Origin of the sequence: Curtobacterium sp. MCBD17_008, from assembly GCF_003234475.1 — a bacterium.
Taxonomy (GTDB): Bacteria; Actinomycetota; Actinomycetes; order Actinomycetales; family Microbacteriaceae; genus Curtobacterium.
Window position 1 is genome coordinate 114,263 of record NZ_QKTK01000012.1, and the last position, 11,115, is coordinate 125,377.

Genomic DNA, 11,115 nt, shown 5'->3' on the forward strand with positions numbered 1-11,115 from the left:
CGCGCGCACTGGAGGCCCGGTACCAGCTGGTACCGGGCCTCCAGTCCGTCGTCCCCGCGGAACGCAACGAGGGCGACGACGCGCAACGCGACGGCGTTGCGTCAGGTCGCCGGGGTTGCGTGTCGCGGGGATCGTCAGCGGTTGAAGAAGAGCACGCCCCGGGCGTAGCCGGCCTGGCCGGCGTGCTGGACGCAGTCGTCGAGGATGCTCACGAGCCGCACACCGACGGTCACGGGCCGGTCGTACGAGTCGTCGACGACGGTCTCGAGGTCCTCCGGCGAGAGCGTCTGCAGGTACGCGACCGTGCGCGCGTGCACCGCGTCGAGGTACCCGGTGAGGAGTGCCGCCGACGCGCGGACGCGACCGACGTCGTCGCGGGACATGCCGTACCCGAGCGCCTCGGCGGGGAAGGGCAGACCGAAGCGTTCGACCCAGCCGTCCGCCGTCCACACCTGTTCGGTACCGGCGAGGGCGGCGACCTGGGCGTCCTGACCGCGGGCGATGTGCCAGGCGAGCCAGGCGAGCGTGTTCGCCCCGGCGGCCGGTCGGGACGCGAGCTGGTCCTCCGACAGGCCGTCGACGGCACGTCCGACGGTCTCGGGCACGCGGGAGAACGCTTCGACGAGGAGTTCGGCGGGAGTGGTCATGTGTCCGACCGTACGCCGCCCGGTCGTCCACCGGTGCCCGCGGTCGTCCGGTCCTCCACAGGGCCAGCGTGGGCGTCCGGGATGTCCCCGGCGGCCGTTACCGTGGCTCACATGCGGATCCTGCACACCGGCGACTGGCACCTCGGGCGCACCCTCCTCGGTGCGGACCTGCTGGAGCACCAGGCGGCGTTCCTCGACCACCTCGTGCAGGTCGTCCGCGAGCGGTCGGTCGAGCTCGTGGTGGTCGCGGGGGACGTCTACGACCGGGCGATCCCGCCGGTCGAGGCGGTCCGCATGCTCTCCCACGTCCTCGAACACCTCGCGGAGACGGCGACCGTCGTCGTGACCCCGGGCAACCACGACTCCGCGGTCCGACTCGGATTCGGTGCGGGCGTCATGAGCGACCGGGTCCGGATCCTCGCCGAGCCGTCCCGGCTCGCGGAGCCGGTGCTGGTCGACACCGACGACGGCGGCGGTCCGGTCGCGGTGTACGGCATCCCCTACCTCCAGCCCGACATGGTGCGGTACGCCCTCGCGCCCGTGCCCGACGAGCCGCTCGCTCGCTCGCACCAGGCCGTCGTCGCCGCGGCGATGGACCGGGTGCGGCGCGACCTCGCGGAACGCCCCGGCACCCGGTCGGTGGTCGTCGCGCACGCCTTCGTCGGCGGCGCGCTGCCGAGCGAGAGCGAGCAGGACATCCGCGTCGGGGGCGTCGACCGGGTCGCCGAGTCCACCTTCGACGGCGTCGACTACGTCGCGCTCGGACACCTGCACGGGCCGCAGCGCGTCGGTGCAGGCGACCGTAGCCGGTACGCCGGATCCCCCCTGGCCTTCTCGTTCGGCGAGCGGAACCACACCAAGTCCGTGACGCTCGTCGAGCTCGCGGCCGACGGGGCCGTGACGGTCGACCTCCTCCCGACGCCCGTACCGCGCCGGCTCGTCGACGTGCGCGGCAGCATCGCCCAAATCGAGTCCGGGGCGTTCGCGGAGCACGCTGACGCATGGGTGCGGGTCGCCGTGACGGACACCGTGCACCCGGAGCGTCTCTACGCCCGGGTGAAGGACCGCTTCCCGCACGCCCTCGCCATCACGCACGAGCCCGCAGACGTCCCCGACCGGACACCGGCGCGAGCCGTCAGCGCGACGTCCGACCCGGTCGAGGTCGCCGCGGACTTCGTGACCTACGCCACCGGCGGCCGTCCGGACGACGTGGAGCTCGGGATCCTGCGGGACGCCTACGAGTCCGCCGCGGCCGCCCTGGCCGAGCAGGGAGCACGCTGATGTACCTGCACCGCCTCGACCTCCGCGCCGTCGGCCCGTACCCGGACCTCGTCTCGATCGACTTCGCCTCGCTCGCCGCGTCCGGGGTGTTCCTGCTCGAGGGTCCCACCGGATCCGGGAAGTCCACGATCATCGACGCGGTCGTGTACGCGCTCTTCGGCGGACTCGCCGGCAGTGACGCCAGTGCCGATCGACTGCACAGCCAGCACGCCGACCCCGCCGTCGAGCCCTTCGTGGACCTGGTGTTCGAGACGGGTGCGGGCGTGTACCGCGTCCGTCGCACGCCGCCCTACGACCGTCCGAAGCAACGGGGGAGCGGCACGATCCGGCAGCAGGCGTCCGCGCAGCTCTGGCGACTCGCCGACCCGTCGGACCTGGTCGGCGAACCGCTGTCCCACCGGGCGCCGGAGATCGGCGCCGAGGTCGCCCGCGTCGTCGGACTGAACCGCGACCAGTTCCTGCAGACCGTCGTGCTGCCGCAGGGGGAGTTCGCGAAGTTCCTCCGCGCTCCCGGCGAGGACCGTCGGAAGCTCCTGCAGTCGCTCTTCGGGACCGCTGTCTACGACCGGACCGCCGACGAACTCGCGGCGCGGCGACGAGCTGCGGTCGCCGAGGTCGAGGCGGCGGACGCCCGGGTGCGCGACGCGCTCGGCCGGTTCAGCCAGGCCTCCGGGGACGACGACGCCGACGAGTCGACCGCCGGCGACGTCGTGGCCGTGCTGCACCGGACCGCGGCCGCGCACGAGGACGCCCGCGCTCGCGCCGCGGCCGCCGCACAGCACACCGTCGCCCACCTGCAGGACCTGACCGCGCGCCAGGCGGCCGTCGACCGGCGCCGTGACCTGCTCGCCCGCCAGGATGCCGTCGCCGCCGGAGCGCAGGCCGTCGCCGAGCACCGGACCGCCCTCGTCCTCGCCGACCACGCCGCCGTGGTCGTGGCGGTCGCGGACGGCGCCGCCTCGGCGGAGGACCGCCTCACCGCGCTGGTGGGCGAGCGCTCGACGGTCCGCGACCGGCACGAGGTCACCGATCCGGCACCCCGGGCGACCCACGACCGGCTCGCGGCGGTCCTCGCCGACGTCCGGCACCTCGTCGAGCTCGAGCGGACCCTCGCCGACCGGACGGTCGCGGTCGGGACCGCGGTCGAGGAGCTCGAACGGACGCGCGCCCGGATCGGTACCGCCGCCGAGGCACTCGCTGCCCGACCGGACGAGCGCGCCGCGATCGTCCTCGCGGCGAGCCAGGCAGCCGACACCGCGGCCGATGCCGATGCTGCTGCACGCGCGGTCGAGACCGCACGGGAACTCGCGCGTCTGCTCGCCGCACGGGCCGCCGCTGCCGACACCGCAGCGCACACCGCAGCCGCCGTCACCGAGGCGGCCGCCACCGCGTCCGGCGCACTCTCGGTCGAGAACGACCTCCGGGCTCGCCGCATCGCCGGCCTGGCCGGTGAACTCGGCGCGGCGCTGACCCCGGGCGACGCCTGCCCCGTCTGCGGTGCGGTCGAGCACCCGGCCGTGGCGCAGCCGCAGGAGGACCACCCGAGCGCCGACCAGATCGACCGCGCCGCTGCGGCCCGCGCTGACGCCGAGCGTGCCCTCGCCGCCGCGACGGCCGAGCACGCCGTCGCCAGTGCCGAGCTCGTCCGCCTCACCGAGGCCGTCGGTGACCACGACGACGCGTCCGTGGCTCGGCAGCGCAGCGACGCGGAGGCCCGCCTCGACGCAGCCCGTGCCGCGGCCGACGCCGTCGAGGAGCACGAGCATCGGTTGCAGACCCACGACCGGGCGACCCGGTCGCTCGAGGAGGACCACCACGACCTCGTCACGCGCAGTCGGGTCCTCGCCGACCGCATCGAGGGAGACCGCACTCGCATCGCGGACGACGAGCAGCGCGTGCAGGCGGCGAGACAGGCCGTGCTCGCGGTCGCCATCGAGGCCGAGTCAGCAGGTGCCGGGTCGGAAGCGAGGACCGCCATCGACCCCGGCGTCGACGAGACCCTGGCCGGCCTGGTCGGACGGGTCGAGGCCGTGGCCGCCGTGCTCCGTACCGTGGCGGACCTGGACGACCGCGTGACCGCCGCCGAGCGGGACGTCGCCGACCGCAAGGCCGAGGTCGACGCCGCCGTCCAGGCGCAGGGCTTCACCGACGTCGGCTCCGCACGGGCCGCCGCCCTCGACCGGACCGAGGCGGATCGACTGCGCGGGCGCGTGGCCGCCGCGGACCGGGAGTTGGCCGTGGTCGAGGCCGGACTCGCGGAGCCGGCGGTCGTCGCCGCAGCCGAGGACCTGGCGGCCACGACGGCGCGCGAGAACGGCGAGGGCAGCGTCGTACTCGACCTCGACGCCGCCCGGAGCGCCCGGGATGCCGCTGCCGCCGCCCTCGACGACGCCACCCGAGCCGCAGCAGCCGCGGCCGAGCGTGCCGCCGCTGCGGAGCGGTGCGCCGCCGACCTCGCACGGGCGGTCCGATCACGGGACACCACGAGCGCCGAGAGCCACGCGGTGGTCCGTCTCGCCGACATCGCCACCGCGGCACCGACCGCCAACCCGACCGGCATCACGCTCGGGACCTACGTGCTGATGCGTCGGTTCGAGGACGTCGTCGCAGCAGCCAACGACCGGCTGCGAGCGATGCTCGCCGGACGGTTCGCACTCGAGACGTCGGACGAACGGGAGACCGGTACCCGGGCCCGGCGGACCGGTCTGGCACTGGCGGTCCGCGACCACCTGACGGACAGCACCCGGGACCCGAGGAGCCTGTCCGGTGGTGAGACCTTCACGTTCTCGCTGTGCCTGGCGCTCGGGCTCGCCGACGTCGTGCAGGCGGAGGCGGGCGGGGTGTCGCTCGGCACGCTGTTCGTCGACGAGGGGTTCGGAACCCTCGACCCGGAGACCCTGGACGACGTCATCGGACAGCTGTCCCGGCTGACCGCGGGCGGACGTCAGGTCGGCATCGTGAGTCACGTCGAGGAGCTCAAGCAGCGGATCCCCGAGCGGATCGCTGTCCGACGCACGCCCGAAGGCGGCTCCCGCGTCACCACCACCGTCTGACCGGCCCGACCCCTGATGGGCGACCCGGTCAGCGCCGGTCGGTCAGCGCCGGCCGGTCAGCGCTCACCAGTCAGCCGTCCGCCCGGTGATCGTCCGCCGGTCAGGGGGAGTGGGGTGCGTCCACGGTGCCGTCGGGCGGCGGCAGGATGTCGGCCGCGATCCACGGGAACACCCACGTGAAGAGGACGAACACGATCGCGACCAGGAGCACGAGCAGCTCGAGCACCTTGAGCGCAGTGGGGCCGGGCAGGAGGCGCCACACGAGGGGGAAGATCACTTGGCCGTCTCCGAGAGTTCCTTCGGCGTGCCGTCCGACGCCTGCATCCAGTAGTCCATCTTCGCGTGCACGATGTACCGCTCGGCAGCGGACCACATCGGGTGGCAGGCCGTCAGGGTGAGCCAGCGGTCCTCGGCGCTCGGCTCGACCCCGGGCTTGTTCGGCACCGGAGCGATGGTCTCGATCTTGTCCGGCGTGACGATCTGGCTGTCGGTCACCTTGTAGACGTACCAGACGTCGAACTCCTTCTCCGCGTCCGTGACACGGACGACGATCGAGTCACCGTCCTGCATCTCGGCGATCTGGTTGAGCGGCTTGCCGTAGGTGACACGGTGACCGGCGACGGCGAAGTTGCCCTCGGCCCCGGGCATCGCGGTGTCCTGGTAGTGCCCGAGCCCGATCGTGTTGAGGACCTGCTCGCGGTCCGTGCCCTCCCCGATCGGACGCGTGTAGTCCGCGCCGAAGCGGGGGATCTGCATGGTGCCGAACACGGTCGACAGCCCCGGCGGCTCCGACAGCACGGGTGCCTCGTCCCGGTGCTCCGGACCGACGGCCTTCTTGGTCTCCGGCTGCTTGAGCGTCTCCACGAGGGCGCTCTGCTCGTTCACGGCGACGACGTCCGTCCACCAGGCGGTCCACACCACGTAGAGCCCGGTGCCCGCTCCCGCGATGATGAGGAGCTCCGCGAGCAGTGCGACGAGCGCGCCGAAGACGGTCTGGCGGGGGCGTCGTCGCCGGGGCCGCTCGGCATCGGCCGCGTCGCGGGCGTCGCGTCGCGTCGGCAGCGTGTCGTGAGAGGTCACTGGGGCTCCGGTTCGTGTGGACGGCGCAGTAGGTCTATCAGACCACGGCGACGGCTCGCTGCGGGGATCATCCACAGGGCGGTCCACCGCTACCGTGGTGGAGATGGAGCACCTCATCCGCCCGTTCCGTCCCGAGGACACCGACGCCGTCGTCGCGCTGTGGGAGTCCTGCGGGCTCGTCCGACCCTGGAACGACCCCCGTCGGGACATCGCACGCAAGCTCACCGTGCAGCCCGAGCTGTTCCTGGTCGCGGAGGACGCTGCCGGGGGTGCCCCGGAGGTCGTCGCCGCGGGCATGGCCGGTTTCGACGGGCACCGGGGCTGGGTGAACTACCTCGCGGTGCGCCCGGACCTGCAGGGCGGCGGGCTCGGACGGGCGATGATGGCCGAGTTCGAGCGGCTGCTCACGGACATGGGGTGCCCGAAGCTGAACCTGCAGGTCCGCGCCGGGAACGAGCAGGTGATCGCCTTCTACGAGACCCTCGGGTACGCGCCGGACCAGGCGGTCTCGCTGGGCAAGCGGCTCGTCGTCGACGATGCGGGTCCGGGGCCGGATGCGGTCGAGGTCGGGCGATCGGGCGCCGCAGGACTCTGACGATTCCTCGCAGTCCTCTCAGGACAGGGCGAGCCCGACGGATGCGGCGAACGCCAGCACGATGCCCGTCGCCTGCACCGCGGTGAGCCGTTCACGGAGCACGAGCCCGGCGAGGAGGACCGTCCCGATCGGGTAGAGCGCGTTGAGCACGCTCATCACCGGCAGGGTCGACGGGTCGTCACTCGAGTGCAGGCCCGCCTGGATGAACAGGTTGGCGACGGCGTCGAGGACCCCGCACCCGACCACCGCGAGCACGAGCGCCCGGCCCGGTCCGGACCGCACGGCACCGGACCCGGCGCCGGCAGGGCCGCCGGCCGACCCTGCGTCGTGTGGCGGGCCTCCCGGCCGGAGCCGCACGACCACGAGCGCCGCCGCACCGAGCAGGACCGCCTGCACGACCCGCGCCACCACGAGCGTCGCGACGCCCGCGTCCGTCGGTGATGCGTCGTACGCCAGGACGATCCCGCCGAGCCCGCACCCCGCCGCCGCTGCCGTGACGACCCCGCGGGCGGTCAGGCGGGCGCCACCGCTGTCCGGCACCGCCGCCACGAGGACGACGGCGACGCCCGCCACGACGAGCGCGACCACCCCGAGCGGGGAGAGCACCGTGCCGCGGAGGAGGGCGACCGCGACCGGCACGACCGCGGTGAAGACCGCCGTCAGCGGCGACAGGACACTCATCGGTCCGGTCGCGAGCGCCGCGTACAGGAGGAGCACGCCGACGCCGCCGGAGACCCCGGCCACCACGCCCCATCGGACGGCCTCGCCGCCGAAGCGACCGCCGAGCAGGGCGAGTCCGACCAGGAGGGGCGCGAGACCGACGGCGGCGGCGACCGCCGTCACGGACACCGCCCGTGCCCGGCGGGACGCGAGGCCGCCGAGGAAGTCCGCGGCGCCGTAGACGACGGCGCCGGCGAGGCCGAGCAGCACGGTGATCACGGGTCCCATCCTGCCCGGACCGGTACCCTGCTCGGCGTGAGCGTTCCCTACCATCGGTTGCCCCGTGTCGATGCGGCTTGGCGGTGGTGGCGTCCGCTCGTGGCCCTGGCGGTCTTCCTCGGCTTCTACGTGCTGTCGCAGATCGTCATCGCGATCGCCTACCTCGTGCCGATCGGGGTGCAGCGCGGCCCGGAGGGGCTGAACGACCTGCTGGCGAAGCTGTCCGAGGGGGCGCTCGACCCGACGGACCCGCTCGTGTTGTCGATGTCGCTCGTGTCCCTCGTGGTGCTCCTGCCGGCGATCATGCTGTCGATGAGGATCGCGCGGCTCGGTCCGTACGGGCTGCTGTCCTCGATCCGGCTACGGATCCGGTGGGGCTGGCTCGGGTGGTGCCTGCTGCCGCTGCTGGTGCTCGGGATCATCATGTTCCTGCTCCAGTCGTGGGGCATGTTCGCGTTCGACGGCGGGCTGCACTGGAACACCGCCGCGATCGGTCAGTCCACCGTGTCGGTGCAGACGCTGACGGTGACGATCCTGCTGGTCGTCCTGCTCGTGCCGTTCCAGGCGGCGGCCGAGGAGTACGTCTTCCGCGGGTTCCTCATGCAGACCATCGGCTCGTGGATCCCGGTGCGGGTCGTCAGCACCGTGGTCGCCGTCGGGGTCTCGACGCTGCTGTTCGCCGTCCTGCACGTCCCGAACGGGTACAACATCTGGGGCATCCTCGACGTCGGCTCGTTCGGGCTCGTCGCGGCGGTCATCGTGCTCCGGACCGGCGGGCTCGAGGCGACGGTCCTCCAGCACGCGCTGAACAACATCATGATCTTCGTGCTGCAAGCGCCGGGCTGGTCGGAGATCGACCTGACCGGCGAGGGCTCGCAGGGCTCGTGGCAGGGCTTCGTCGTCACGCTGGCGTCGTCCCTCGGGTACTGGGGACTCGTCGAGCTCGTGGCCCACTGGCGGAAGCTGGACCGTCGGTTCCCCGGACAGGAGGCCCCGCGGTTCCGTGGACCGGTGCCGCCCTGGGCGGGCGGGCGGCAGTGGCTCCGGCCGGGAGGCCCGGGCTGGTCCGGTGCGCCGGCGCTCGGTGACGGGGCGGTCACCCCCGGCGACCCGGTGCGGGATCCCCTGCCGGTCGGCGCCGGTGCCGACCCGGACGCAGACGCGGGTCACGGTGCGTCCGCCGATGCCGGTCACGCCGCGTCCGCAGCGGTGACTGTGGAGAAGTCCGGTGGTGTCGGCCCCCGGCCGTAGGCTCGTCGCATGAGTCCCACCGCGCCCGCGCCTGAGTCGGCGGGCACCCGCTCCGCTGCCCTCGACGTGCTGCACCGGGTCTGGGGGTACGACGCCTTCCGCGGGGAGCAGGCCGCGATCATCGACCGTGTCGTCGCCGGCGGGGACGCCCTCGTCCTCATGCCCACCGGCGGCGGCAAGTCGCTGTGCTACCAGGTGCCCTCGCTCGTGCGCGACGGCGTCGGCGTCGTCGTCTCGCCGCTCATCGCCCTCATGCAGGACCAGGTCGACGCCCTCGCCGCCAACGGCGTCCGGGCCGCGTTCCTCAACTCCACGCAGGCGCCGGACGAACGTGCTCGGGTCGAGCGCGCGATCGTCGCTGGCGAGGTCGACATGCTCTACCTCGCTCCGGAGCGTCTGAGGATCGAGTCGACGCGCGCGCTCCTGGACCGGGCCCGCATCGCGCTCTTCGCCATCGACGAAGCACACTGTGTCGCCCAGTGGGGGCACGACTTCCGGCCGGACTACCTCGAGCTGAGCATCCTGCACGAGCGCTGGCCGACCGTGCCGCGCATCGCCCTGACCGCCACCGCGACGCCGCAGACCCACCGCGAGATCTCCGCCCGGCTCGGACTCGACGACGCCGCCCACTTCGTCGCCGACTTCGACCGGCCGAACATCCAGTACCGCATCGAGCCGAAGACCGGCGCCCTGCAGCAGCTCCTGACGTTCATCCGCACCGAGCACAGCGGGGACGCCGGCATCGTCTACTGCCTCTCCCGCAACTCGGTCGAGCGGACCGCTGCCGCCCTGGTCGACCAGGGGATCGCCGCGTTGCCGTACCACGCCGGCCTCGACGCCCGGGTGCGTGAGCGCAACCAGTCCCGGTTCCTGCGCGAGGACGGCATCGTCATGGTCGCCACGATCGCGTTCGGCATGGGCATCGACAAGCCCGACGTCCGTTTCGTCGCGCACCTCGACCTGCCGAAGTCGGTCGAGGGCTACTACCAGGAGACCGGTCGTGCCGGCCGCGACGGACTGCCCTCGACGGCGTGGTTGGCGTACGGCCTGAACGACGTCGTGCAGCAGCGCCGGATGATCGACCAGTCCGAGGGCGACGCCGCACACCGCCGGCAGCTCAGCGCGCACCTGGACGCCATGCTCGCCCTGTGCGAGACGGTCGAATGCCGACGGGTGCGCCTGCTCGCCTACTTCGGGCAGGAGTCCACGCCGTGCGGCAACTGCGACACGTGCCTCGCGCCGCCGGAGTCCTGGGACGGCACCGTGCCCGCACAGAAGCTGCTGTCGACGATCGTGCGGCTCGACCGTGAGCGCGGGCAGCGGTACGGGGTGGCGCACCTCGTGGACATCCTCACCGGCAAGCAGTCGCCGCGCGTGCAGGAACTCCGGCACGACACCCTCGCGACGTTCGGCATCGGCCAGGACCTGTCCGACGCCGACTGGAAGGCCGTCGCGCGCCAGCTCCTGGCACAGGGGTACGTGGCCGTCTCCGGCGACGGGTACGGCACGCTCGTCCTCAGCCCGACCAGCGCCGACGTCCTGGCCGGACGGGTCGAGGTCCGGATGCGTCGCGACCCGGTGAAGGCGCCGCGTGCCGGTCGCTCCCGCCGAGCCGTCGTGTCGGACATGCCGCAGGAGGCCATGCCGTTGTTCGAGTCGTTGCGACAGTGGCGAGCCGGGCAGGCACGCGAGCAGGGGGTCCCGGCGTACGTCGTGTTCAACGACGCCACTCTGCGCGGGATCGCCGCGGTACGACCGTCCGACCTCGACGAGCTGTCCGAGATCTCCGGAGTCGGTGCGGCCAAGCTCGAGTCCTACGGGCGTGCGGTCCTGGACGTGGTCGCCGCCGCCGGGTGAGTCGCGGGTGTTGAGTATTGCAGATGTGAAATACGCGCACTATGCTCGGTCCCACTCGCCGGCACCGACATCGGCGGGACATCCGACTCCTCCTCCTCGGGAAAGGTCCGCTGTGTCCTCCACGCCGCTCTTCGACGCGATCGCCAGGCGAACGGCCGCGGCCGGCGTCACCCCCGCTGCCGGTCGTCCGTCCGGCGGTGCAGTGTCCGCACCGGGCGTACCTGGTGCACCGGCCGCTCCGGTCCGACTCGATGCCCCCGCTGGACTGGCCGGTCCGAGCGTGTCGGACCCCGCAGTGTTCACGGACCCCGCAGTGTTCACGGACCCCGCAGTGTTCACGGACCCTGCAGTGCTCACCGCGCCCGCCGAGCCCACCGCGCCCGCCGAGCCCACCGCGCCCGCCGAGCCCACC

General features: G+C 73.3%; 9 protein-coding genes. 5 read left to right on the forward strand and 4 right to left on the reverse strand.

The annotated features are described in order from the left end of the window. Positions 1–134: 134 nt before the first annotated feature. Positions 135–647, reverse strand: coding sequence for a DinB family protein (locus DEI95_RS12245; protein WP_111060399.1), 513 nt, complete (start codon positions 645–647; stop codon positions 135–137). Positions 648–758: 111 nt separating this feature from the next. Here DEI95_RS12245 and DEI95_RS12250 point away from each other — a divergent pair, with 111 nt between their 5' ends. Then, positions 759–1,928 carry an exonuclease SbcCD subunit D gene (locus DEI95_RS12250; RefSeq protein ID WP_111060400.1) on the forward strand — a complete coding sequence of 390 codons (1,170 nt, stop codon included), beginning with the start codon at positions 759–761 and terminating at the stop codon, positions 1,926–1,928. Next, entirely contained in the window at positions 1,928–4,981 is a 3,054-nt protein-coding gene (locus tag DEI95_RS12255; protein ID WP_111060401.1) for an AAA family ATPase, read from the forward strand. Before DEI95_RS12250 ends, DEI95_RS12255 begins: the two co-directional genes overlap by 1 nt. Positions 4,982–5,081: 100 nt before the next feature. Here DEI95_RS12255 and DEI95_RS16730 read toward each other — a convergent pair whose 3' ends face one another. Further along, entirely contained in the window at positions 5,082–5,258 is a 177-nt protein-coding gene (locus DEI95_RS16730; RefSeq protein ID WP_181419450.1) for a hypothetical protein, read from the reverse strand. Next, on the reverse strand, positions 5,255–6,061 hold the full coding sequence (locus DEI95_RS12260; protein WP_258367595.1) for a class E sortase: 807 nt from the start codon (positions 6,059–6,061) through the stop codon (positions 5,255–5,257). The genes DEI95_RS16730 and DEI95_RS12260 overlap by 4 nt, the downstream gene beginning before the upstream one ends. A gap of 103 nt (positions 6,062–6,164) precedes the next feature. On the opposite strand from DEI95_RS12260, the gene DEI95_RS12265 reads away from it, so the two are divergent. Next, complete coding sequence (locus tag DEI95_RS12265; protein WP_111060402.1) at positions 6,165–6,656, forward strand: GNAT family acetyltransferase; 492 nt, start codon at positions 6,165–6,167, stop codon at positions 6,654–6,656. Between the two features lie 18 nt (positions 6,657–6,674). Here DEI95_RS12265 and DEI95_RS12270 read toward each other — a convergent pair whose 3' ends face one another. Beyond that, on the reverse strand, positions 6,675–7,595 hold the full coding sequence (locus tag DEI95_RS12270; RefSeq protein WP_111060403.1) for an EamA/RhaT family transporter: 921 nt from the start codon (positions 7,593–7,595) through the stop codon (positions 6,675–6,677). 36 nt (positions 7,596–7,631) lie between these two features. Between DEI95_RS12270 and DEI95_RS12275 the strand changes: the two genes are divergently transcribed. Together DEI95_RS12275 and recQ are read left to right on the forward strand one after the other, a co-directional pair. Next, positions 7,632–8,846 carry a CPBP family intramembrane glutamic endopeptidase gene (locus DEI95_RS12275; protein ID WP_146243652.1) on the forward strand — a complete coding sequence of 405 codons (1,215 nt, stop codon included), beginning with the start codon at positions 7,632–7,634 and terminating at the stop codon, positions 8,844–8,846. A 9-nt stretch (positions 8,847–8,855) separates the two neighbouring features. After that, complete coding sequence (gene recQ / locus DEI95_RS12280; protein ID WP_111060405.1) at positions 8,856–10,703, forward strand: DNA helicase RecQ; 1,848 nt, start codon at positions 8,856–8,858, stop codon at positions 10,701–10,703. Positions 10,704–11,115: the final 412 nt, after the last annotated feature.